Here is a 21,891-nt window from a genome sequence, read left to right as displayed (position 1 = left end):
CGGGGCGGGGGCGTTAGGGCTGGTTGTCCACCGGGTGGGTTTTAGTTGTTGGGGCAGATGGTGTTCGGGGCTGGCACCTTGCCGTCGATCAGGTAGTCGTCGACGGCCGTACGGATGCACTGGGTCTGCGGGTAGGCGGTGTGCCCTTCGCCTTGCCAGGTGAGGACGACGCCGGTGCCGAGCAGCTTGGCCAGCCGGGCGGTGTTCTGGTACGGCGTGGCCGGGTCGTTGGTCGTGCCGACGACGACGATCGGCGGGGCACCGGTGGCGGCGCCGATCTGGTACGGGTCGCGCTTGGTCGGCCACACCACGCAGCCCAGCAGGCTCATGGCCAGCGGCGCGCCCATCAGCGGATATTTGGACCGCCACTGGGACTGCAGCTGGCGGACCTTGTCGACGGTCAGGGTCTCACTGTCGTCGTCGCAGTTGACGGTGGTGTTCGCGTCCACCTCGTTGTTGTACGAGCCGTCCTGCTGTCGGCCGTTGTACTCGTCGGCGAGTTGCAGCAACCGCTGCGGCGAGCCGCTCAAAGTCTCAGCGACCGCGGATGCCATCACCGGCCACAGCGACTTGGCGTAAAGCGCCTGGATAACGCCCGTGAAAGCGAGGCCATCGGTGAGCTTGCGGCCGTCCGGCAGTGGGATCGGGTTGGTCTTGAGCTGCTGGAGCAGCCGCTTCACGGTGCCGCGGGCGTCCGGGCCGATGGGGCACGAGCCGGCGTGCTGCTGGCAGTCGGCGGCGAAGTTGCTGAACGCCTTTTCGAAGCCGGCAGCCTGGCCTTCGCTGGACTGCACCGAGGTCAGTTGCGGGTCGACCGCGCCGTCGAGCACGAAGGCCCGGATGTTGGCCGGGAACAGGTGCGCGTACACCGCTCCGAGCTCGGTGCCGTACGAGAAACCGAGGTAGGTGATCTTCGAGTCACCCACGCCGGCCCGGATGGCATCCAGGTCGCGGGCGGTCTGCTCGGTGCTGAACAGGCCCAGGGTGTTCGGATACGCCTGCTGGCAGAGCTGCCCGATCCGCTTGGACAGCGTGACCTGCTGGTCGAACTCCGACTGGCTGACCGGGTCGACGGTCTGCTCCGTGGACTGGTCCTTGACCGGGTTCGGGATGCACCGCACCGGCGCCGACCGGCCGATCCCGCGCGGATCGAAGCCAACCAGGTCGAAGCGGCCGGTCACCGCGGCCGGAATCGACCCAGCGAGGTCGACCGCGAGACCCAGCCCGGAAGCGCCCGGCCCGCCCGGGTTGACCAGCAGCGAGCCGATCCGGTTGGTCTGGTTTTTGGACCGGACCCGCAGCAGTTCCAGCTGGAACGTCGGCCCGGTCGGTTTGGCCCAGTCCTGCGGCACGGTGACGGTGCCGCAGCTGTACGAGAAGCGGGCATCCGCCTGGCCCTGACCGACATCGGCGATCACGTCCGGACATGGTTTCCAGGCCACCGGCGCCACCGGGGGCGCCCCGGCGGCCTGCCCGGACGAGGCGGGACCAGGGGAGAAGTCCCCCGTCACGGCCCGTGCGCCACAGCCGCTGAGGGCGATCAGCGCGGCCGCGACGAGCACGGAGACTGCCTTGCGGCGGCGACCCTGTCGCCGGAATACGCCGGTCACGCTTCTCCTCAGCTGTTGGTCTGCGCCCAGCGTAGAGGGATGCCGCTGCCCTGCTGTTCCTTCGGGTAGGGTTGAAGTCCCAGCAGCTGAGGAGGTGAGACCCATTACCCGTTCGTCAGGTCGGGTGCTCTCGTCTCACGGCTGCGGCTGTCGCCGGGCCTAACGCTAGGCGACCGCGAGAGCGCCCTTCGGCATCCCGAAAGGCACTCATGCCCGTTTCCGCTTACCCCGATCTCGGTGAGCTTGTCCGTACGCTTCGAGCCGCCGGCTGTGTCTTCGCCGAGGACGAGGCCCAGCTGTTGCTGGCCGCCGCTGCCACCCCAGCGGACCTCGCCGTCATGGTCGACCGCCGAGCCGCCGGTCTGCCGCTGGAACACGTGGTCGGCTGGGCCGAGTTCTGTGGCCTGCGCATCGCCGTCGACCCCGGCGTCTTCGTGCCCCGCCGTCGTACGGAGTTCCTGGTCAGCCAGGCGCTCGCGGTCCCGAGCCCGGCCCGGCCGGTCGTGGTCGACCTGTGTTGCGGCTCGGGTGCGGTGGGCGCCGCGATCGCCGATGCGCTGGGCCTAGTCGAGTTGCACGCGGCGGACATCGAGCCGACGGCTGTACGCTGCGCCCGCCAGAACCTGCCGGACGGTGAAGTCCACCAAGGTGACCTCTTCGAGCCGCTGCCGGCCGCGCTGCGAGGCCGGATCGACCTGCTGGCGGCGAACGTCCCGTATGTCCCGACCGACGCGATCGAGCTGCTGCCGCCCGAAGCCCGGCTGCACGAGCCGCGCGTGGCGCTGGACGGCGGCGCCGATGGCCTGAGTGTGCTGCGGCGGGTGGCCGTACGAGCGCCGCAGTGGCTGGCGCCCAGTGGTCACCTGCTGGTCGAGACCAGCCAGGGGCAGGCGGCCAGCGCCGTCGAGGTGTTCACCGAAGCCGGCCTGCTGGCCCGTGCCGTCAGCTCAGAGGAAGCCGATGCCACGGTCGTCATCGGAAGCCTTCGGGATGGTCACCGCTGATAGCGCAGCAGCAGCATGCCGGAGTCTTCGAGGGCGTGTACGAGTGCGAAGTCGGTAGGCGGTGACGGCGGGCCGGCGCTGATGCGGGAGGCGCCAGGCCCGGCCACGATCGGGGCGAGGGTGAGACACAGCTCGTCGACCAGGCCGGCGGCTTGCAGCGAGCCGAACAGGGCTGGGCCGCCCTCGCAGAGCACCTGTCGCAAGCCGCGCTCGGCGAGCGCCGGCAACGCCACCGCGAAGTCCACAGTGGAGGCTCCGGCCAGCACCACGTCGGCGACCTCGGCGAGCTTCTCCTGCCGATCGGCCGGGGAAGCCGCGTGGGTGACGACGATCGGGCGGACCGGAATGTCGGCGAAGACGTCCGTGTCGATGTCCAGCGCACTGGACACCACGACCAGCGTGGGAACCTCGGCGAGACCGGCCGCTCGTCGCCATTCGCGGCGGGCCGCGCCCAGAGACAGGCCCCGATATGACTCGGCGCGGACCGTACCGGCGCCGACCAGTACCGCGTCGGCCAGGTTCCGTAGGACCTTGAAAACCCGCATGTCCGGCGCCCCGGAAAGCCCGCCGGACCGCCCGTCGACCTCGGCCGCGCCGTCCAGGCTGGCCACGAAGTTCACCCGCAGCCGCGGTCGGGACCGGTCGGTCATCGCGTACAGCTCCGCGAGGTCCGCGTCGCTCACCTCACCGGGCGCGCCCGCCGGATGGATCAACCGCATCTCCACACCCTTCCACCTCAGCCAGCCCTCATCCCATCCCACCACGCTCACCGCCGCCCACCCGCAGGCCTCACCCATCGTCACGCTGGGTTGTCGGCAACGCCCCGTTGCGTGCGTCAGGCATCCAAGGCGGGCGGGGCGTTGCGGACAAAAGTGCAGAAGCTAGAGCGGGTCGTCTGGGTTGCCGACGGTGAGGGCGAGGGCCGTACGGGAGGTGACGCCGAGTTTGGCGTAGATCCGGGACAGGTGGCTCTCGACGGTCTTCGGGCTGACGAAGATCCGTTCGGCGACCTGCTTGTTGCTGTAGCCGCGGGCGATCAGGGACGCGATCTCGCGCTCGCGGGTGGTCAGCGAGTCGAGGCCGGCGTTGCCGGGGTGGGCCGGGCCGCCAGCGCGCCGCATCCGGGCGCCGAGCCGGCGTTGGGCGTCCACCACTTCGGCCAGCAGCTGCTGCGCGCCGCCGCGGGCGAAGAGGTCCTTCGCCATCCCGAGGGCGGCGAGCGCGCCGTCCCGGTCGCCGGCGCGGGCCAGCGCCTCGCCGGCGAGCAGCTGCGCGCGGCCGACGCTGATCTGCATTTGTACGGCCGCGAAGTCGCCGGCGGCGGACAGCGCGGCGGTCGCCGCGGCGGCCGACTCGCCACGACCAAGCAGCACGTGGGCGTGTGCGAGCGCGGCGAACCCGGCACCCCGGCGACGGCACACCGCCGCCGCCTCGGTGGCCGCGTCCGCCCAGCGCTGCGCCTCGTCCAGCCGGTGTCGCCTGACCTCCGCATACGCCAGCAGCTCGAAAAGCCACGGCCGATAGGACGCCGGCAAGTGTCTTACGCCCTCCCCGACGGCCGCCAGGATCTCCTGCACTCCGCGCTCCGGCTGCCCGGCCACGATGCGCGCGTATCCGCCCTGCACCAGGGCCTCGCGGGCGTAGTACGGGTCGGGGGCACGGCTGGCCCGTACGGACCAGTTCGCCGCCTCGATCGCGGCGTCCAGCTGGCCGCGCACGACCGCGGCCCGGCACAGCGCGGTGGACGCCGCGACCTGCAGCTCGCCGACGCCGAGCAGGTGCGCCATCTCGGCGGCGTCCTCCGCGCAGCTGAACGCGTCGTCGAGCTGGCCGCGCCAGTAGTGCGCTTCGGACTTGTCGACCAGCAGGTTCGGTACGAGTTGGCGCTGCCCGGTGCGCCGAGCGATGGCCAGCGCCCGGGCGCTGTGCCGGATGGCGTCGTCGAAACGTTCGAGCGCGAGCTCGGCCCGTACGACTCCGGTGATCGCGCCGAGCCGCAGCGCCAGCTCCTCGTCGGCGGCCGCGTCGATCGCGGCCACCACGGACGGCAGCACGCTGGCCGCGTGTTCCACGTCGTCAGCGGTCTTGCCGGCGCAGGCCAGCACCCCGGCCGCGGCGGCCGCGTGCAGCCGGGCCGCGAGGGTGCTGCCGGTGGTCAGCGCCAGCCCGCGGATGGCCCACTCGCGGGCCTGCTCGACCTCGCTGCGGAGCAGGCAAAGGGTGGCGATCTCGCAGGTCAGCGACGCTTCCTCGTCTGGATAGCCGGGTTGCAGGCCGTCCAGAGTCTGGCGCATCATCGCGTACGCCTCGTCGTAAAGACCCAGCAGCCGCTCGACCCGTGCGCACGCCACCGCGACCGCGACCCGTTGCACGGGTGGGTCCGCCGGCAGCTCGCGGCGCAGCTGGTGCAGGATGCCGCGGCTCGCGGTGAGCTGGCCGGACATGAACAGCGCGGTGGCCCGGTGGGTGAGCAGCTCCAGTCGGCGCTCGGGATGGGTGTTGTCCTCGGAGTCGGCCAGCAGCCGCAGCGCACTCGCGGCCCAGTCAGCGGCGATCGCCGGCGCCCGGTCGAGCACCTGCGCGGCAGCCTCGGTCAGCGCGGCGATGGCCGCGTAGTCGCCGGGCTGCGCGGACCGCTCGATGTGGTGCGCCCGCTCGACCACCTGCCAGCCGCGCCGCTCGGCCGCGGCGGCGGCCCGTCGGTGGGCTTGGACGCGGGCCTGCTCGGTCGCCCCGAGGTAGGCGGCGGCGCGTACGAGCGGATGCCGGAACGCGAACTGCCCGCTCTCCCGAAGCCGGATGAGGTCGTTGCGCTCCAGCTCCTCCATCGCCCGCACGGTCTGCTGTTCGTCCAGGCCGCCGATGTCGATGGCCTGTTGCAGGCTGCAGGACTCGCCGGCCACCGCGGCCGCGAGCGCCACTTGCCGGACCTCGGCGGGCAGCCGTACGAACTCGTTGCGCAGCGCGCCGGCGACCGCGGTCGGTACGCCGTTCGCGGTGTCCAGCGGCAATGCCAGCGGCATCGGGTCTTTGCTACCGACCCGGTGCAGGGCCTGCGCGTAGAACGGGTTGCCGCCGGAGCTCGCGTAGAGCTCCTCGATCTCGCCGACCCGCAGGCCCAGCAGCAGCGCCGTCTCGGCTCGACTGAGCGGTTCGAGCTCGACCAGCTCCATCCGCATGGTCGCCTCGGCGGAGTAGAGGCTCGCGGTCAGCCGCGCGGACGCCTGCCGCGGCCGCAGCCCGACGGCGATCAGCGTCCGGCACCGCGGCGGGTGCCGAAGCAGGTGATCGAGCAGCTCGACCGAGGCCGCGTCGGCCCAGTGGCAGTCGTCCAGGAGCAGCACCAGCATCCGGTCGCCGGCGAGCCGCTCCAGCACCATTCGGACGGCTCGGTGGACCCGGAAACGCTCGACCGAGGAGTCCGCCAACGGTCCCACCATCGGCAGCGGCACTGTGTCGGCGGCCGCGTTGGTGTGCGCGGCCGCTGGGAAAACAGTGGCCAGCATTTGCAGCTGCTGTGGCGAAAGCTGCTCGAGCGCGGCCTTCCCGGAGTTCTCCAACTCGTCGTCGAGGGCGTCCAGGAACAGCCCGAACGGCAGGTCCCGCTCGAACTCGGCGGCCCGGCCGGTGAGGACGAGCGCACCGGCCTCGCCGGCCAGGTCGGCCAGCTCGGCGAGCATCCGCGTCTTGCCGATCCCGGGGTCGCCGGACACCAGCAGCATGCGGCACCCGTCGGCTTTGACGTCGGCGAGCGCGCGGGCGACCTGCTGCCGCTCGCCGACGCGGCCGACGATGGCTCCCAGGCCGGGCCGGCCGGGCGATGCCGGTGTCATCGTGCTGCTCTCCCGCCCCGTCTCACCGCCGGAGGGTAGGCCGGCGAGTCCTGACCCTATCCGCATCCCAAATCCGTTGGTAGTTATCCACCCGGAGGTGGAGAAACAGGTTCAACTGTCGGTTCGATGTGCTGGAACCGGCGGATTCGTACGGTCAGAGCCATCAGATTCGTACTTCGCCGAAAGGACTGGCCGTGAGCCACCTCGCAAACCTGCCGACCTACGCCTACGCGATCCTGGGAGTGTTGCTGATCGCCGTCGTGATCGCCCGGCAGATCGGTGAGCGCCGGATGAGCCTGGGCAAATTGGTTGTGATGCCGATCCTGTTCGCGATTTTGCCCTTCTTCATTGACAAGGGGATCGGCCACGAACTGGTCGCCTCACCGCTGGCCATCCCGCTGCTGCTCGCCGGCATCGTGGTCGGCGCGGTGGCCGGCCTCGCCCGTGGCATGACGATGAGCGTCCGGCTGGAAGGCAGCATGCTGGTCACCAAGGGCAGCTGGAAGACCGTTCTGAGCTGGCTCGGGCTGATCGTCGTACGGATCGCGATGGCCGGCGGCGCGGCGCTGCTGGGCATCCACGAAGGCACCGGGACGATCTTCTTCTGCGTGGCCGCCACGTTCGCCGCGCAGAACCTGCTGCTCGCGTACCGGGCCGGCGTGCTCGGCGGTTTGAAGACCGCTTGATGGTCACAGGCGGGATGATCGACCTATGACACTGCTTGCCGGGCGTTGGCTCGGCGACGAGGCGGGACCGGTGCCGAGATGGCGGCGCGGGTCCCGCCTCCTCACGCGGTATGTGGTTCTCGCGGTTTGGGCGTACGCGAGCCTGCGTGAGGTCTACTTTTTCGACTCCGCCGTACCGAAATGGCTGGGATATCTGCTCGTCGTGAGCGGGATCGCGGCGGCGGTCGCGATGGGCATGGCGCTGTCCCGTTCGGTTCCGTGGGCGATCGTGGCGGCCTCGGTGCTGGTGGCCACCAGTGACGTGCTCTTCGTCGTGAATCCCGGCTCGGCCGGGTGGATCGTCAGCCTGGTGGTCTGCCCGATGGTGCTCATGCGGGTGCCGCCCAGGCTCGGCTTCCGGTTCGTGGCGGTCGCGGCTCTCGCGATCGCCGTGGTGGAGTTCGTCCACATAGCTCAGGGGACCACTGGTTGGGGGTCGTTGTTGGGTGCCGCGGGGGGAGTCTTCGGCACGTCGTCCTTCGGGTGGAGCCTGCGGCTGATGCGGGAGCGGATCACCACCGCGGAGAAGCTGCTGGAACAGGAGAAGGAGACCCGGGACGCGACCGCGCGCGCCCAGGTGCTGGACGAGCGTTCCCGGCTGGCCCGGGAGATCCACGACATCCTCGCGCACACCCTGTCCGCCCAGACCGTGCAGCTGGAAGGCGTACGCCTGATGCTCAAGCGCCGCGCTGACCCCGACGAGGTCCTTACGCACGTCGACAAGGCGCAGCGGCTGGCGCGTGACGGGCTCGCCGAGACCCGACGCGCCCTCGCATCGCTGCGTGGGGACGTACGCCCGCTGCCCGAGGCGCTTCAGTTGCTGGCCGCCGACGCCTCCGCGAAACTGTCGATCGAGGAGCCGGTGCCGCGGCTGAGCCCGGAGGTGTCAGTGGCGGTCACTCGTACGGTCCAGGAAGCCCTGACGAACACCCGCAAGCACGCGCCCGGCGCGAACGTGTCGATCTCGGTGCGCTTTCCGGCCGGTTATTGCGAAGTCGAGGTCACCGACAGCGGTGCGCGTACCACCGCGCCGGCCGCGCTGGCAGAATCCGGGAGCGGGTACGGTCTGGCCGGCATGGCCGAGCGGGCCGAGCTGCTCGGCGGCCATGTGGAGGCCGGGCCGGCGCCGATCGGGGCGGATGGGAAGGGTTTCCGGGTGTGGCTGAGGATTCCGGTCTGATCAGGGTGGTGATCGCCGACGACCAGCGGGTGGTGCGGGACGGGCTGAGTTTCCTGTTGTCGCTCATCGACGGCGTCGAGGTGGTCGGCACCGCGGCGGACGGTGGCGAGGCGGTCGGCCAGGTGGCCGCGCTCGACCCGGACGTCGTGCTTATGGATCTGCGGATGCCGCACATGGACGGCGTCGAGGCGACTCGGCGCGTACGCCGTGACCACCCGCGCACGCAGGTGGTTGTGCTCACCACTTATGCCGACGACTCGTCAGTGTTGTCGGCGTTGCGGGCCGGCGCCCGCGGCTACCTGACCAAGGACGCCGGCGCCGAGGAAATCGGCCGCGCGGTGCACCGGGTCGCCTCCGGCTCGGCCGACCTCGACCCCGAGGTGCAGGCCCGGCTGCTGGACATGCTGCCGGGGGAGCACGCCGCCGCCCCGACCACCCGCACCGGCCCCGCGCCGGACGGCCTCACCGACCGCGAGCTGGAAGTCCTGTCGCTGATCGCCGCCGGCCTGTCGAACACCGAGATCGCCGAACGCCTGGTGGTTTCCGAGGCCACCGTCAAAACCCACGTCAACCACTTGTTCGCGAAAACCGCCGTACGCGACCGCGCCCAGGCCGTCGCCTACGCCTACCGCCACGGCCTGGTCCCCTAACACCCCCGACGCCTTTCCAGCGTCACAGCTAGGTTTTGTCTCGCTTTGTTACATTCGCGGGGTGGTTGAGTGCACAGGGGGGCCGGCGGGTCCGGCGTACGGGACGATAATCCCAAAATATGGGACAAAATCCGGTCAGGCGCATTCCGCTGTTCTTATTGGGACTGGCGGGATCAACTTTCACCGGCAGTGACCAATTTTCGCGAATATCGCCACCCACCCTCACCACCCCGTACCCCGCCCGTCGATCCCGTTCTTCCTTGAGGCTCCGCCCGAAGTGCATCACACCCCACCCGCTGCACGATCGGAATCCGATTGTGCAGTTCTACATAGGGTGCGGCGCGAAACTGTCGTACCCACCCCCAAAAATCACCCCCACCCAAGAACGGGTGGGGGGCGGGTTCGAGGACCAATGTCCAAACAAAAAAATTAAGGTCCACCTCTCGACCCACCCCCCGCCCGTTCAAAGGGAGGGGGAAAGAAAACCAGACACGTACGACAATTTCTCGCCGCAGCCGGCGTGTCGCCGAGAGACTCGACGACAGGCCGAGAAGACGCGGCGTTTCAGTGGCCGTGCTGGAGGGCGCTCCAGGTGTTCGGGCCGACGATGCCGTCCGAGCTGAGCCCGGCCGCCGTCTGGTAGTTGCGAACAGCGGTCGCGGTCCCCGAACCGAAGTCGCCGTCGATGCCGACCGTACGACCGAGTGCAGCGGTTAGCGCCCGTTGCAGCCGCTTCACGTCGTCCCCGCCGGAGCCCTGTTGCAGTTGCGGGGTGGAGCCGGCGGACAGCAGTGCGGTCCAGGTGTGCGAGTCCACCGAGCCGGACGCGCTCAGCCCGACAGCGGTCTGGAACTGCTTGACCGCGGTCGCCGTGTTGGCCCCGAAAACGCCGTCCTGGCCGCCCGGATCGTGTCCCTGCTGGGCGAGCAGGAACTGCACTGCCTTCACCTGGTCACCGGTGGAGCCGGTGGTCAGTGACTGGTACGACGCGAAGTCGATGTTCACTGCCGGCGTGCCTGAGGTCCATAAGTACGTGACGTTGACCCAGCCGTTGTCCGCCAGCCCGAGGTCCGAGCGGAAGGTCCCGTCGGCCAGGTCGATGCCGGCCGGGTTCGACACCTTGCGGCCGAACTGGTCGTGGCCGCCGTTGTAGCCGTTTTGGTACGCCGCCTGGGCCTCCGGCTTGCCCTGCGGGAGATCGGTCCACGACTGTCGTTGCGAGGCCGGGTTCCAGTAGTCGTCCTTGGTGTTCCACGGACCGACATCCCACACCGGCGCGGTGACGCATTTTCCGTTGCCGGGATTGCAAATGTGGACGGAATACGTCGTCGTGCCCTTGGGGGAGAGGCCGCGGCCGGACGGCAGCGCGACGAAATGGTCGTTCGACGTGATGACGTGACCATTCGAGGTCGTGCCCCCAACCAGGCCTTCGCGGGTCGCGAAAACCGTGGAGGTCACCGGCGCGGCGGCCGGCACCGCGGCCAGTTTCGTGAGGGCCGGATCCGCGGCCAGGCTCACCGCCGAGACGCTCGGCTTCTGCTGGCCGTTGCTCGTCAACGTCAGCCGCGCCTGCACCGCGGTGACCGGCCGATCCCAGCGAGCCGGGTGCGCGGCGTCCGCCGGAGTCCACTCGGTCCAGCTGCTCTGGCCAGTCTGCCCGCGTACGTCCAGCTGAACCCCGGTGCCGGCGGGCGTACGAGAAACAACGTTCGCCCGTACTGTTTCGGTGGCGTGCCCCAACTGGTGGGCAGCGGCTGTGAGCAGCGCGTATCCGCCGGTGCCCGCGGCCGCGGCCGGATGGAACGTCGGATTCGCAAGGGAAACCGACTGTCCTTCCGTGGCGACATTGACGCGGTCCACGCCGGCGCCGGTCAGCGCGGCCTGCCACGATTCGACGCCGGTGGCGGCAGTTGCCGGCGTCGCGAGGGCGGATGCTGGCGTCGCGAGCGCGGTCGCTAAAGACGCGATCGCGAGCACGCCTAAAGAGCTTCTCAGCTTCATTGGATTTCCTCGCAGGCACTGTGCTGATTGTTATCAAGAAGGCCAGGACTAGCTGTTTTGCGGGTCTAAAGGCTGTATAACTCCAGCTACTCCTGGCCTCCTTGATAAAGGAATGGTTAGTGGACGGTGCCGCTGTCCCACCACCAGAACTGCGAGCCGTACGGGTATTCGATCCGACTGTCCACGTGCTGGTGTGCGTCGGACAGTGTGTACTTTTCCAGGCCGGAGAATCCACACGACTCGCCGATGACATAAACCTGCCGTGTCGTGTGGCCGTTGACGTAGATGTCGGCGGCCGTCCCGTACACGTGCATGCTGTTCGACGCGCCACCGACCGCGGCGTTGTGCGCGATGCTGCGGAAACCGGACGAGATCGTGATCGCCGAGTTGCCGGCCTTCTTGCGCAGCGCTTCCAGTTTGTACATCAGTCGACGGACGTTTTCCTTGACGGTGGCCGCGCCCACCTTGCCGCCGCCGAAGCCCTGGCCGTCGTTGGACGTGAATTCGCTCCATTCGAAATGCAGGGTCGAGCCGTCGCTGGATTCCAGCGCGTTCAGCGCGGCGAAGTCGTTCGCGTTCGCGACCCCGTCGGCGGTCAGGCCGTTCGCGGACTGGAACCTGGTCAGCGCCGCCTTGGTGCCCGGCCCGAAGTCGCCGTCCACCGCTACGTACGTCTGCTGCGGTCCGTCCGCGGCCCAGCCGGCGACCCGGATCTGCAGCTCGCTGACGGCCGCGCCGGTCGAGCCGGTTTGCAAGGAGGCCGGCCACGAGTACGCGGACGCGACGGCCGGAAGGCCGAGTACGGTGCCGCCGGCCGCCGCGATGACGACGCCGGTGCCGGCCGCCGCCCTCAGCAGCTGGCGGCGGTTGAGCTTTCGCTGGAAGACCTGCGCGTCCATGGTTGCTCCCTCTAACAGACCGGACTGGCCCGACCCGGGCAGCCAACCGCATCCCGCTGAACGGTCGCTGAACTAATTCTTGCCGTTGTGTCCGCAACGCCCCTTTGCTTGCGTTGTACGCCCGTATCGGGGCGTTGCCGTTTGGGTGCGGTGAGGGGGAGACTCTCCGGCTCTGCCGGGTAGATGTGCATGCCCATGATCAACGCTGTCCGTGGCGACCGCCGCCCAGCAGCGGCGACTATGACGCGGTCCGGCTGAGCCTCGCTGGGATCAAGGCAGTATCAACGCGACCACCTGGTCGGCCACGTCGGCGGTGAGCGGGTGGTGGCCGATAAGCACCCGGTACCAGAGAATGCCGAACACCGCGTCGGCGACCAGTTCCGGGTCGTACGTCTCCGGCAGTTCGCCGTGCTGCCGGCCGAGGTCCAGCACAGCCAGCAGGGCGGCGCGGCGCCCGTGTACGAACGCGCGCAGCACCGTCTCGGCTGGCCCGCCGCCCAGCCCCTCCGCCATGATCAGCTTGAGCGCGGCGGCCACCGGTGCGGCGCCGGCGGCCTCGTAGGTGGTGCGCACGAACGCGCGCAGGTCCTCGGCGAGGACACCGGTGTCACGCTGGACGACGACGGTGACGGCCCGGTTGGCCAGTGCCTCGGCCAGCACGGCCGAGCGGCTCGACCACCACCGGTAGATGGTCCGTTTGCTGACCCCCGCCCTGATGGCCAGCTCGTCCATGGTGAACCCGGCCGATCCGGACTCGGCGGCCAGGTCCAGCACGGCGGACAGGATGGCCGCGCGGGTGGCGTCGTTGCGTCGCCGGCCGGTGTGCGGCCGGGCACCTGCCTGTTGATCGTCGATCATCGGCGGGATAGCGTTGTCGACACGTTTAGTTTCCATAACTTGTCGGAATCGGAGCATCAAGAATGCCAGTTAAGATCAGCCGGCGCGTGGCCACTGTCGCGGCCGCCGTGATGGGCGCTGCCGCACTGGCAACGACCGCCGTGGTGTCCTCGGCAAGCCCCGCCCCTGCGGCCACCCACCAGACGAAATCCGCGCCTCTGCCCGGTTTTCAGGACGGCTACGCCACCAGTGGCGTGGTACGCGTCCACTACGTGATCGGCGGCCACGGCCCCGCTCTCGTACTGCTGCACGGCTGGCCGGAGACCTGGTACGCGTGGGCCGACCTGATGCCGGCACTGGCCAGGACCCACACCGTGGTGGCCATCGACCTTCGCGGCCTCGGCGGCTCCTCACCCGCGCCGACCGACGCCGGCCAGTACACCGCGCTGGCCTTGGCCGGTGACGTACGCGCAGTGGTCACCCGGCTCGGCCTCGACCGCACCGGGCCGATCGACCTCGCCGGACACGACTGGGGCGGCAATATCGCGCTGGCCTACGCCTTGGCATACCGGTCGGACGTACGACAACTGGCCGTCCTGGAGGCGCCGGCCGCCGAGGACTACACCACCCTGGTGCGACAGCAGCCGGGCACGTTCTGGTGGGACTGGTTCATCAACGGGTCCAACCCTGGCGTGGCCGAGCGGTTGGTCGACGGCCAGCCGGGCACGTTCTACCTGCCGTTCTGGGCCAACTCCAACGGTGCGATCAGCGCCGCGGTGCAGCAGCGCTATCTCGACGCCTATCGCCGGCCGGCCAGCACGCATGCCGGGTTCGAGCTGTTCCGCCAGCAGGACGCCGGCGAGCAGCAGGTCGGCGCGTTGGTGACCAAGGACGGCAAGCTGGCCATCCCGACCCTGGGTGTCGGCGGGCAAAACAGCATGAACGCACTGGTGGGCAAGGATCTCGGCGACGTGGCCACCCACGTGACCACCGCGGTGGTGCCCGATGCCAACCACTGGGTGATGGAGGAGGACCCCGGACTCGTGCTCCAGCTGTTGTCCACGTTCTTCACCGACTGACCCATCCTGGACTTGCCTAGCGGGCTGTGAAGCCTCCATCGATGGCGAGCGCGGCGCCGGTCACGAAGGTGGACTCGTCGCTGAGCAGGAAAGCGACGAAGGCGGCGATCTCGGCCGGCTGGGAGATCCGGCCGAGTGGATGCAGTGCGGCGATCTGCGCGACCGCCTCCGGAGTGGTGCCCATCGACTCTCGGAACCCCGGGGTGTCGACGCCGCCCGTCAGGAGCGCGTTCACCCGTACGCCCTGCTCGGCGGTCTCCAGCGCGACCGACCGGGTCAGCCCGACGATGCCGTGCTTGGCGGCTACATATGGCGCTACCGCGGCCATCCCGACCGCGCCAAGATTCGACGCGTTGTTCACGATCGCGCCGCCGCGGCCGGCCGCCAGGATGGCTGGGACCTGGTGTTTGAGGCCGTAGAAGACGCTCGTCAGGTTCTGCTCGAGGTCGGTACGCCAGTCCTGGTCGCTGATTCCCTGTACGGGACCGAAAGCGGCGACTGAACCGGCGTTGTTGAAAGCGCCGTCCAGTCTGCCGAATTCGCTGACGGTGGTGCGTACGAGTGCGGCCATGTCGGCCTCGACCGTGACGTCGGTGGCTACGAAATGCGCTTTTCCGCCTGCCGTACGAATAGTGGCGGCTACTTCTTCGCCGGCATCTTTTCGCCGGGCCGCGATCACCACCGTCGCGCCCTCGGCGGCGACCCGCTCGGCGACGGCCCGGCCGATCCCGGAGCTGCCGCCGGTGACGATGATGACTTTGGACTCAAGGCGAGTGCTTTTGTTTCCCATACGACAAAGCCTGGCAGCCGTACGAGCAGGTGGCTGGCGCTTTTCAGCCCTCTACTTCGACCACCGCGAACGACTCGGCCGGCACTCGTACGACTCCATCCTCCACAGTGGACTCACCCGATGCCAGCAAGATCCAGGTCGCCCGGAGGTCCAGCTGTCGGCTTTCCAGCGAGAGGTTGACGATCACCCGCAGCGAGCCGCGATGCAGCACCAGCCAGCGCTCGTCTTCATTGAAGTCAATGTGGAATTGGTCCAAACGCGGGTTGCTGAGCTCTGGACGCCGTCTGCGCAGCGCGATCAGGTCACGATAAACCTGGAGCGTCCGCGCGTACGGCTCACTGTCCACATCGGACCAGTCCAGTTTGGAGCGCTGGAAGGTGGCCGGGTCCATCGGGTCCGCCACGTCCTCGGCTTTCCAGCCATGCTGGGCGAACTCGGCGAACCGGCCGGCGCGGGTGCTTTCGATCAGCTTCGGCTCGGGATGTGAGGAGAAGAACTGGAACGGCGTTCGCGACCCCCATTCCTCACCCATGAAAAGCATCGGTGTGTACGGCGAGGTCAGCACTATCGCAGCGGCCGTTACCAGCAGGCCCGGGGAAAGAGTCGCCGCTGGCCGGTCGCCGGCCGCCCGGTTGCCGATCTGGTCGTGGTCGCAGGTGTAGGCCAGAAAGCGATAGCCCGGAGTTTTCAGCGTGTCGACTGGCCGGCCGTGGTGGCGGCGGCGAAAGCTCGAATAGGTGCCATTGTGGAAAAACGCGCGCTCCAGTGTGACGGCCAACGAGGCGATGCTCCCGAAATCCGCGTAATAGCCGTCATTCTCGCCGGTCAGTACGGTGTGCAGGCAATGGTGGATGTCGTCGTCCCACTGCGCGTCCAGCCCGAGGCCGCCGGCGGAACGCTCGGTGACCAGCCGCGGGTCATTCAGGTCTGACTCGGCGATCAAGGTGAGTGGCCGCCGGACGTACGCCGACAGGCTTTCCACCTCCACGGCCATTTCCTCGAGCAGATGCACGGCTCGGTTGTCGGACAGCGCGTGCACGGCGTCCAGTCGTAAGCCGTCGATGTGGAAGTCCCGCAGCCAACTCGTCACGTTGTCCAGCACGTACCGGCGGACCTCGTCCGAGTCAGGGCCGCTCAGGTTCAGCGTCGGACCCCAGATCGTCCGGCCGGCGAAATATGGCCCGTATTCGTCGAGGTGTCCGCCGCTGGGCCCAAGGTGGTTGTAGACCGCGTCGAGCAGGACACCGAGCCCGCGCTGGTGACACGCGTCGACAAACCGTTTCAGGGCGTCCGGCCCGCCATACGGCTGGTGCACGGCGTACCAGAGGACGCCGTCATAGCCCCAGCCCCAGACGCCGTTGTACGCGTTCATTGGCATCAGCTCAACGAAATCGACGCCGAGCTCGACCAGGTGGCTGAGTTGCTCGATCGCCGAGTCGAGGGTGCCCTCCGGAGTGAAAGTGCCGATGTGCAGCTCGTAGATCACGCCGCCCGGCAGCGTGCGGCCTGTCCACGCATGGTCGGCCCATTCGTACGTGTGGTGGTAAACGGCGGAAAGGCCGTGCACCCCGTCCGGTTGGGACAGCGATCGCGGATCGGCGATCGGTTCTGCCGCGTCGTCGAGCAGGAACCCGTACCGGCTGCCGGCGCCGGCACTGTCCACAGTGGACTCCCACCAGCCGTCTGGTGAGCGCACCATCTCGTGTTCGACTCCGGCGACCAGGACACGGACTCGCTGGGGAAGCGGTGCCCAGACCCGAAAGGTCTCCGTCATGCTGCGATTCGCGGGTTGGTCACGCCGGCAACGTTACCTGACCGATCGTTGAGCGATCGACTCGATCATCGCCGCGAGATCGGTCAGATCCGCCTCGAACTCGGCGTCCCAGTCGACCTTTTTGTCCAGATGTGGCCGGAGCCGGTGATGTGCCGGCAGCTCCCCGGCGGAGGCCCATTCGGCTCGTACGCTCGGTGGCTGGCGAGCCGCCGCGAACCGGCCGTTCACCTCGGACATCGCGAAGCCGATGATCGCCGTCGAAGTCAGCCGCTCGACCCTCGCGACCTCGGACGGCGGCACGCCCGCGTCCAACAGCGCACCGAAGATCGCGTCGATCGCCCGTACCGCGTCCTTGGTGACCGCCGGCCGCGAGAACACCAGCTCCAGGTAGCCGGGATGGCGGTGGGCGAGTGCTCTTATGGCGTACGCGAAGACCCGCAGCCGCTGTTGCCACGGCTGGTCCGGCGCCGGCATCGGCAGGCTGCCCAGGCTGTGGCCGATCATCGCGTCGAGCAGGCCATCCTTGTTGCCGATGTGCGGATAGAGCGCCATCGGCGTCACGCCGACCCGCTCGGCGACCGCGCGCATCGAGATGGCATCCAGGCCCGATTCGTCGGCGATCGCCAGCGCGGCGTCGATGATTTCTTGTCTTCGATCGACCATGGCTATACAGTGTAGATCTATACGGCGTAGATCATTTAGGGGTTCACATGCTGATCGCTGAAAACTTGGTCAAAACGTACGGGCGGGTGACCGCTCTCGATGGCTTCTCGCTGACCGTCGGCAAGGGCGAAATCGTCGGCCTGATCGGACACAACGGTGCTGGTAAGAGCACTTTCGTCCACGCCGTGACCGGTCTGGAACGGGCCGACAGCGGCCGGATCGAGGTGGCTGGCGTGGACGCCGTTCGGCATCCGCGCAAGGCCCGCGCCCGGATCGGCGTGTCGCCGCAGGAAACCGCCTTCTATCCGACCGTCACGGTCGCCGCGCAGCTCCGGCTTTTCGGTTCGCTCGCGGGCCTTTCGGGTTTTGAGTTACGCCGGCAAGTCGCTTCGGTCGCCGAGGAGTTGGACCTGGGTTCGGTGTTGGAACGCCGAGCCGCGCAGCTTTCCGGCGGCCAACAACGGCGTACTCAGGCCGCTTGCGCGCTGATCGGGCACCCGGACGTACTGCTGCTCGACGAGCCGACCGTCGGCGCTGATCCCGAGACCCGACGGGCTTTGCTTAGCGCCGTACGCGCGCGTGCGGCCGCCGGTGCAGCGGTGGTTTACACGACGCACTACCTGCCGGAGTTAGTCGACCTGGGGGCCAGCCTGGCGATCGTGCACGGCGGCCGGATCGTTCGCAGGGGAAGCCAGTCGGCGTTGCTCAACGGCCTGCCGAGCCACCTGCGGGTCGGCTTCGACGGTCCGGTGCCAGCCGCTCTCGCCACATCGGGGGAGTTGATCGACGGGCAGCTCGACATCGTTTCCCTTGCCCCGGCGCAGGAACTGGCTTCGTTGCTTGCGAGAGGGCACGTACCAGCCGTCGTCGACATCCAGCGCCCCAGCCTGGACGACCTTTTCCACGCCATTGTCGAGGAGGCCCGCGATGCGGCCTGAGCGTGTGATTGCCTTGGTACGCCACAATTCTTCGCTGCTTCTGGCGTCACCGGGCCCGGTGCTCACCCGGCTCCTGATGCCGATCCTGATGATCGTGGCCCTGCATCCCATTTACGCGGCCGCCGCCGGGCGCTCGGGAACTATCGCTGTGGTTGCTGGAGTTCTGGTACTGGTCAGCCTGCTGACGACCGGGCTCGTCGGCACCAGCGTGCTGTCCGAGCGGCTCTGGCACACCTGGGATCGCCTCCGCGCCACTTCCGCTGGTCCCTTGGAAATTCTGGTCGGCAAGACTGCTCCGCTGCTGATCGTACTCATCGTCCAACAGGTCCTCGTGCTGGTTTTCGCTGTCTCTGTTTACGATCTGCCGGTCGGTTCGGCTTTTCTGCTCGGCGCCGTCGTACTCGTATGGGGCTGCACTGTTCTGTCCCTGGGGTTCGCCGTCGGCGCTGTCGTACGTACGCCCAGCGCTTTGTCCGCCATCCAGGACATCGGCTCATTCCTCATGTCCGGCCTCGCCGGCGGCCTGATCCCCCTCACCACCATGCCCACCTGGCTGCAGGCGATCGCTCCCGTTTCCCCCGCGTACTGGGCCATTTCCGCCCTCCGCGCCGCCCTCGCCGGCAACGCCCCAGCAGTCTGGCCCAGCCTCGCCGTAGTCACCCTCTGCGGCTCCGCCGCCGCCGTCATCGCCTACCGCCGCCTCCGCTAGCGCGTGGGACTGCGGCTCGGCGACAGCTTCGTTCGTCTTTCGCGCCGTCCGAATCGCTCCCTCAGGCTATGCGGAATAGTCACTTCTGCGCCTCTGACACGGTATGTCCGTGCATTAGACGCCGCGCTGATGTGGGAACCTAACGCTCCCGCTTCGTCGGCCATCTCAATCACTGGAGGATTCGATCATGTCGTCGACGGCTGCTCTGAACCAACCCCAAAAATCACTGAAGGAAACATCTACCTCCCAACCCGGGGATGCGAAGTCGTGAATGATCAAGACCTCGCCTGCCGCGTAGTCCGCGGTGGATTCGAGCACGACACACCCGACATCATCGGTGTCGCGACGCTCAGCGAAACAGAGCACGTGCCTCTCAGTATACGCTTCGTTAATGCCCTTAGATCTGGTACTGATTTGGGAATCGGACGTGAATAAAACCCAAGGAATGAGATCGACAAGACAGTGGTCGATCGCGTAATGCAATGCCCGAGCGAACTTGGGTTGAGTGGCTAGTTGACGTGCAATTTCATCGCCGAAATCGGACAAGATCTTCTCCTAAGGCATCCTTGGGCGAGTTGAAGTTCCCGTCGGACCGACCGGCGGCTTTACTTGTCGAGATGTTCTGTAGATCAATGCTTCCCCCCCCAGGTCTGAGCTGAACCGAAGCGTTTGCGTCCTTCAAGTACTTGGCTGCTCTAAAGTTGGGCGGGAAGTAAGGTCACGACACCTCCAACGATTTTCCAGCTAAAAGACTCGGATTCTTCATCATCATCTATGAAGAACAACCCGGTGACTTCCGGTAAAGTCAGCGCAATACTCCTCAGTTGGGACAAAATGAGATTCAACCCTCCGCTTCTCATGGAAGCTCCAAAAAATGCGTGTGCCGACCAATTTATTTCCCTCGTGTGATAAACCCAGCCGGCGGTGTACAGGTTAATCGTATCCGCATCCAGTCCGTAGCCTATGTCGTCTGGCTGATGGCTTGATATTATGTCCCGAATGGTAGATAGGTCGGCATGCTCGCAATCGAGAAAACCCCTCACATTGAAATACCTCGCCATTTACTTCCCCCAACCCGATGACTCCCTTATCCTCGATGTACTGCCGTACGCGAGGGGTGGACACCATACTTGAACCAGAACTCGGCCCGGAGACCCATTGTATCCGCACGCTCGATAGTACCCTTTATCTGGTTCCGGGTCGCCTTGCTTAGGAAGTTGTGCGGCTTGTCCGCCGCGGCCCAGGATCTCTTCGTATTTCAATAAACTGGTCACAGAAGAGAATATGTAGGTGGGTCGTTGGGAGATGCACGTTCTTTCATCTTCTGCCCCGTAACCGATACGTCAGTAGCCTCGACAGATTTTCCTATTCGATCTTTGTCAGATAGACGAGACGATGACTTCTCCCAGGCCAATCTTGCCCTGGTTCTCCAAGGAAGATTTGAGACTGGATTCTGGGAAAATGGTCTGTGAATTGCGCGTCCAGCTCAAAGGAGATGTCATCAACGTCCGCTTCAAGTTCCGGAGAGTGTGCTGAAACGGCAAAATAGAGAGTCACCACGTCATTGTCGAACTTAACCGAAATTGCCCCAATTGCTGGTGTGATGAGCCCAAGTAGTGCTTGCACCACTCCGAGGACGATTTGGTTTTCTTGCTCTAGCTTGCCGGGCTCGGGTGTCATCACGGTTTTGTTGGATTGATCGGCACGACGCTTACCCTGGCAGTCCCTTTGATCATGAACATGTTTGTTGGCTGGTTCATGTACCCGGCCCTCCTCTTGTTATTGAAAGCGGGAACGTCATCATGCCGGACCTGAATGTTCCCAGAATTCGTTACACCGACGACGTCGGATCCTACTGTGGAACGTCAGTCGTCCAATTAAGGACCGCAACCAAAGCCATTTCGAGTTCTGATGCACTCTTAATGCTCCGATGCTCGGGGCGAATTTCCCCCGACTTAATGGAGGCAAAGCTAAGCTCCGCCTCGCCCGTCTCCCAGAGGATTATCTCCCCAATCCTATCCGGTCCTTCCAAAACCCACTGAATGGACTGCTTGGGTCGATCTTTCGGGGACGGATTGATCTCGACTAGCAGACCGCTCTGACGAACTGCTTCAGAGTGCGCATCGATCCAATTACGCGCACCTTGCAACAGGGATGGATCTACGGGCATTACCGGCTACCTCCAAGTCGGATATTTACCGCAGCAGGCAACTGCGGCAGCGGGAGACCCTTCCGTGCGGCAAGCCGCCCATCGAGCGAACCTGGGCCGGAAAGTTTATAGTCGCCCGGACGTCCACCAGGCGAGAGGAGTGATTGCGGCACGTCGAACTCCACGTAGACGGATCCTGGCCTCGCTGAAACGTAGGCATTAGGGCTCGCAGGGTACACAACGAACGTTCTGTCTCCCGCCCCTGCTTGAACCATTCCCGTATTCACCATTCCTTGATATTCATCGGTCGACATCCAACGCCCAACAGTAACCAGGGCGTCACCACCTGAATTGCGACCCGATGCCGATCCGATCCAGTGGCCGGCGGCGTCACGGATAGAGCCGTCGCCTGGATGGTAGTAGGTGCCGTCGCCGAGGTCGTGGCGTTTGGGCTGAGGGATAGCTCCTTGTGAGGGGCCTGGTGGGTTGAGTTGGCCTGTGGGGTCGGCGGCGGATAGAGATGCATCTGTCTCGCAGGCGGTTGTGCAGGTTGTTGTCTTCGCGGCTTCATTTGAGGCAGAGCCGGTTGGGTCGGCGATGGGGGCTTTTGATGCGTCGACTTTTTGGCCGCGGGTGTTGGCATTTTGCCCCAGTGGCGGACGGGGGATGGGGGTGTTGAGGTTTGCGTGGTGCTGGGCCGCGTTGATTTCGGCTTGTGTCGGTGGCTGGTAGGGCTGCCGTCCTCCGTGGTCACCGCCTGCGCCGTGTCCCGGGTCCTGGTCGTTGCCGGGGTCGTAGTTGTGGTCATTCCAGGCGCCGCCGTGTGGTGGGCGTGGATAGGGGTCGTCGTCGTAGTAGTTAGTTGAGGATTTGGGGGATCCGTATCCGCCTGGTCGGGGGTAGTTGTCCCAGGTGTCTGCCCATTTGCTCGGAGGGTTGGCTGGTCGTTGCCGGGGAACCATGACGCCGCGTGTGCTGGGGGGCGTGTCATGCCAAGTGTGTAAGCCGGAGGTGTACCAAGATCGACTGGCCTGTTGGTTGGTCGGAAGG

20 protein-coding genes and 1 pseudogene are annotated in these 21,891 nt (G+C 66.9%); 7 read left to right on the top strand and 14 right to left on the bottom strand.

Translation table 11 applies throughout. From position 1 onward, the window contains the following. Positions 1–41: 41 nt before the first annotated feature. Entirely contained in the window at positions 42–1,610 is a 1,569-nt protein-coding gene (locus ABD301_RS38365) for an alpha/beta hydrolase (RefSeq protein ID WP_344314989.1), read from the bottom strand. A gap of 209 nt (positions 1,611–1,819) precedes the next feature. Between ABD301_RS38365 and ABD301_RS38360 the strand changes: the two genes are divergently transcribed. Further along, positions 1,820–2,614, top strand: coding sequence for a putative protein N(5)-glutamine methyltransferase (locus tag ABD301_RS38360; protein ID WP_344314988.1), 795 nt, complete (start codon positions 1,820–1,822; stop codon positions 2,612–2,614). Here ABD301_RS38360 and ABD301_RS38355 read toward each other — a convergent pair. Both ABD301_RS38355 and ABD301_RS38350 read right to left on the bottom strand, forming a co-directional pair. Continuing rightward, positions 2,605–3,384 carry a pyrimidine reductase family protein gene (locus tag ABD301_RS38355; protein WP_344314987.1) on the bottom strand — a complete coding sequence of 260 codons (780 nt, stop codon included), beginning with the start codon at positions 3,382–3,384 and terminating at the stop codon, positions 2,605–2,607. The genes ABD301_RS38360 and ABD301_RS38355 overlap by 10 nt on opposite strands. Positions 3,385–3,495: 111 nt before the next feature. Next, entirely contained in the window at positions 3,496–6,447 is a 2,952-nt protein-coding gene (locus ABD301_RS38350; RefSeq protein WP_344314986.1) for a helix-turn-helix transcriptional regulator, read from the bottom strand. A 194-nt stretch (positions 6,448–6,641) separates the two neighbouring features. On the opposite strand from ABD301_RS38350, the gene ABD301_RS38345 reads away from it, so the two are divergent. Genes ABD301_RS38345 through ABD301_RS38335 form a run of 3 tightly spaced genes read left to right on the top strand, consistent with a single transcriptional unit; the run spans position 6,642 to position 9,002 of the window. Beyond that, entirely contained in the window at positions 6,642–7,133 is a 492-nt protein-coding gene (locus ABD301_RS38345) for a hypothetical protein (RefSeq protein WP_344314985.1), read from the top strand. Positions 7,134–7,158: 25 nt separating this feature from the next. After that, entirely contained in the window at positions 7,159–8,352 is a 1,194-nt protein-coding gene (locus ABD301_RS38340; protein ID WP_344314984.1) for a sensor histidine kinase, read from the top strand. Further along, positions 8,331–9,002: a response regulator gene (locus ABD301_RS38335; protein ID WP_344314983.1), complete on the top strand. Its 672-nt coding sequence runs from the start codon at positions 8,331–8,333 to the stop codon at positions 9,000–9,002. The genes ABD301_RS38340 and ABD301_RS38335 overlap by 22 nt, the downstream gene beginning before the upstream one ends. 564 nt (positions 9,003–9,566) lie before the next feature. Here the strand turns inward: ABD301_RS38335 and ABD301_RS38330 are convergent. The 3 genes from ABD301_RS38330 to ABD301_RS38320 form a co-directional block, all read right to left on the bottom strand. Next, positions 9,567–11,003 carry a peptidoglycan-binding domain-containing protein gene (locus ABD301_RS38330; protein WP_344314981.1) on the bottom strand — a complete coding sequence of 479 codons (1,437 nt, stop codon included), beginning with the start codon at positions 11,001–11,003 and terminating at the stop codon, positions 9,567–9,569. Positions 11,004–11,119: 116 nt separating this feature from the next. Continuing rightward, the gene (locus tag ABD301_RS38325; RefSeq protein ID WP_163573635.1) at positions 11,120–11,902 is read right to left on the bottom strand and encodes a D-Ala-D-Ala carboxypeptidase family metallohydrolase; all 783 of its coding nucleotides are present in this window, start codon (positions 11,900–11,902) and stop codon (positions 11,120–11,122) included. A 270-nt stretch (positions 11,903–12,172) separates the two neighbouring features. Beyond that, positions 12,173–12,796 carry a TetR/AcrR family transcriptional regulator gene (locus ABD301_RS38320; RefSeq protein ID WP_344314980.1) on the bottom strand — a complete coding sequence of 208 codons (624 nt, stop codon included), beginning with the start codon at positions 12,794–12,796 and terminating at the stop codon, positions 12,173–12,175. A 26-nt stretch (positions 12,797–12,822) separates the two neighbouring features. On the opposite strand from ABD301_RS38320, the gene ABD301_RS38315 reads away from it, so the two are divergent. Next, the gene (locus tag ABD301_RS38315) at positions 12,823–13,818 is read left to right on the top strand and encodes an alpha/beta fold hydrolase (RefSeq protein ID WP_163573637.1); all 996 of its coding nucleotides are present in this window, start codon (positions 12,823–12,825) and stop codon (positions 13,816–13,818) included. 16 nt (positions 13,819–13,834) lie between these two features. Here the strand turns inward: ABD301_RS38315 and ABD301_RS38310 are convergent, their stop codons facing one another. Genes ABD301_RS38310 through ABD301_RS38300 form a run of 3 tightly spaced genes read right to left on the bottom strand, consistent with a single transcriptional unit; the run spans position 13,835 to position 17,045 of the window. Further along, complete coding sequence (locus ABD301_RS38310; protein ID WP_344314979.1) at positions 13,835–14,608, bottom strand: SDR family NAD(P)-dependent oxidoreductase; 774 nt, start codon at positions 14,606–14,608, stop codon at positions 13,835–13,837. A gap of 43 nt (positions 14,609–14,651) precedes the next feature. After that, positions 14,652–16,382 carry a malto-oligosyltrehalose trehalohydrolase gene (gene treZ, locus ABD301_RS38305; RefSeq protein ID WP_344314978.1) on the bottom strand — a complete coding sequence of 577 codons (1,731 nt, stop codon included), beginning with the start codon at positions 16,380–16,382 and terminating at the stop codon, positions 14,652–14,654. 33 nt (positions 16,383–16,415) lie between these two features. Further along, entirely contained in the window at positions 16,416–17,045 is a 630-nt protein-coding gene (locus tag ABD301_RS38300) for a TetR family transcriptional regulator (RefSeq protein ID WP_344314977.1), read from the bottom strand. A 47-nt stretch (positions 17,046–17,092) separates the two neighbouring features. Here ABD301_RS38300 and ABD301_RS38295 point away from each other — a divergent pair, with 47 nt between their 5' ends. Both ABD301_RS38295 and ABD301_RS38290 read left to right on the top strand, forming a co-directional pair. Beyond that, positions 17,093–17,983 carry an ABC transporter ATP-binding protein gene (locus tag ABD301_RS38295; protein ID WP_344314976.1) on the top strand — a complete coding sequence of 297 codons (891 nt, stop codon included), beginning with the start codon at positions 17,093–17,095 and terminating at the stop codon, positions 17,981–17,983. Continuing rightward, positions 17,973–18,692, top strand: a complete 720-nt coding sequence (locus ABD301_RS38290) for an ABC transporter permease (RefSeq protein ID WP_344314975.1) — start codon at positions 17,973–17,975, stop codon at positions 18,690–18,692. The genes ABD301_RS38295 and ABD301_RS38290 overlap by 11 nt, the downstream gene beginning before the upstream one ends. Positions 18,693–18,857: 165 nt before the next feature. On the opposite strand, the gene ABD301_RS38285 is transcribed toward ABD301_RS38290, so the two are convergent. The 5 genes and pseudogenes from ABD301_RS38285 to ABD301_RS42660 all read right to left on the bottom strand — a co-directional run bounded on the left by ABD301_RS38285 (position 18,858) and on the right by ABD301_RS42660 (position 21,803). After that, positions 18,858–19,238, bottom strand: a complete 381-nt coding sequence (locus tag ABD301_RS38285; RefSeq protein WP_344314974.1) for a hypothetical protein — start codon at positions 19,236–19,238, stop codon at positions 18,858–18,860. Between the two features lie 541 nt (positions 19,239–19,779). Continuing rightward, positions 19,780–19,914: pseudogene (locus ABD301_RS42670) on the bottom strand (restriction endonuclease fold toxin); the annotation flags it as partial. Between the two features lie 143 nt (positions 19,915–20,057). After that, on the bottom strand, positions 20,058–20,372 hold the full coding sequence (locus ABD301_RS38280) for a MafI2 family immunity protein (RefSeq protein ID WP_344314973.1): 315 nt from the start codon (positions 20,370–20,372) through the stop codon (positions 20,058–20,060). Between the two features lie 172 nt (positions 20,373–20,544). Next, complete coding sequence (locus tag ABD301_RS42665) at positions 20,545–20,862, bottom strand: immunity protein TriTu family protein (protein WP_425552018.1); 318 nt, start codon at positions 20,860–20,862, stop codon at positions 20,545–20,547. Next, positions 20,862–21,803 (bottom strand): TreTu family toxin, encoded by a 942-nt coding sequence (locus ABD301_RS42660; RefSeq protein ID WP_425552021.1) that lies wholly within the window; start codon positions 21,801–21,803, stop codon positions 20,862–20,864. Before ABD301_RS42660 ends, ABD301_RS42665 begins: the two co-directional genes overlap by 1 nt. Positions 21,804–21,891 lie beyond the last annotated feature (88 nt).

This window comes from Fodinicola feengrottensis (assembly GCF_039530045.1).
GTDB classification, from domain to species: Bacteria; Actinomycetota; Actinomycetes; order Mycobacteriales; family HKI-0501; genus Fodinicola; species Fodinicola feengrottensis.
The sequence above is the reverse complement of the archived record's forward strand: the minus strand, read 5'-3'. Positions and strand labels throughout refer to the sequence as shown.

Bases quoted from the DNA above. Each gene is read 5' to 3' on its own strand.
- ABD301_RS38360 (WP_344314988.1), top strand. From the start codon at position 1,820: ATGCCCGTTTCCGCTTACCCCGATCTCGGTGAGCTTGTCCGTACGCTT.
- ABD301_RS38350 (WP_344314986.1), bottom strand. From the start codon at position 6,447: ATGACACCGGCATCGCCCGGCCGGCCCGGCCTGGGAGCCATCGTCGGC.
- ABD301_RS38340 (WP_344314984.1), top strand. From the start codon at position 7,159: ATGACACTGCTTGCCGGGCGTTGGCTCGGCGACGAGGCGGGACCGGTG.
- ABD301_RS38330 (WP_344314981.1), bottom strand. From the start codon at position 11,003: ATGAAGCTGAGAAGCTCTTTAGGCGTGCTCGCGATCGCGTCTTTAGCG.
- ABD301_RS38325 (WP_163573635.1), bottom strand. From the start codon at position 11,902: ATGGACGCGCAGGTCTTCCAGCGAAAGCTCAACCGCCGCCAGCTGCTG.
- ABD301_RS38320 (WP_344314980.1), bottom strand. From the start codon at position 12,796: ATGGAAACTAAACGTGTCGACAACGCTATCCCGCCGATGATCGACGAT.
- ABD301_RS38315 (WP_163573637.1), top strand. From the start codon at position 12,823: ATGCCAGTTAAGATCAGCCGGCGCGTGGCCACTGTCGCGGCCGCCGTG.
- ABD301_RS38310 (WP_344314979.1), bottom strand. From the start codon at position 14,608: ATGGGAAACAAAAGCACTCGCCTTGAGTCCAAAGTCATCATCGTCACC.
- treZ (WP_344314978.1), bottom strand. From the start codon at position 16,382: ATGACGGAGACCTTTCGGGTCTGGGCACCGCTTCCCCAGCGAGTCCGT.
- ABD301_RS38300 (WP_344314977.1), bottom strand. From the start codon at position 17,045: ATGGTCGATCGAAGACAAGAAATCATCGACGCCGCGCTGGCGATCGCC.
- ABD301_RS38295 (WP_344314976.1), top strand. From the start codon at position 17,093: ATGCTGATCGCTGAAAACTTGGTCAAAACGTACGGGCGGGTGACCGCT.
- ABD301_RS38290 (WP_344314975.1), top strand. From the start codon at position 17,973: ATGCGGCCTGAGCGTGTGATTGCCTTGGTACGCCACAATTCTTCGCTG.
- ABD301_RS38280 (WP_344314973.1), bottom strand. From the start codon at position 20,372: ATGACACCCGAGCCCGGCAAGCTAGAGCAAGAAAACCAAATCGTCCTC.
- ABD301_RS42665 (WP_425552018.1), bottom strand. From the start codon at position 20,862: ATGCCCGTAGATCCATCCCTGTTGCAAGGTGCGCGTAATTGGATCGAT.
- ABD301_RS42660 (WP_425552021.1), bottom strand. From the start codon at position 21,803: ATGGTTCCCCGGCAACGACCAGCCAACCCTCCGAGCAAATGGGCAGAC.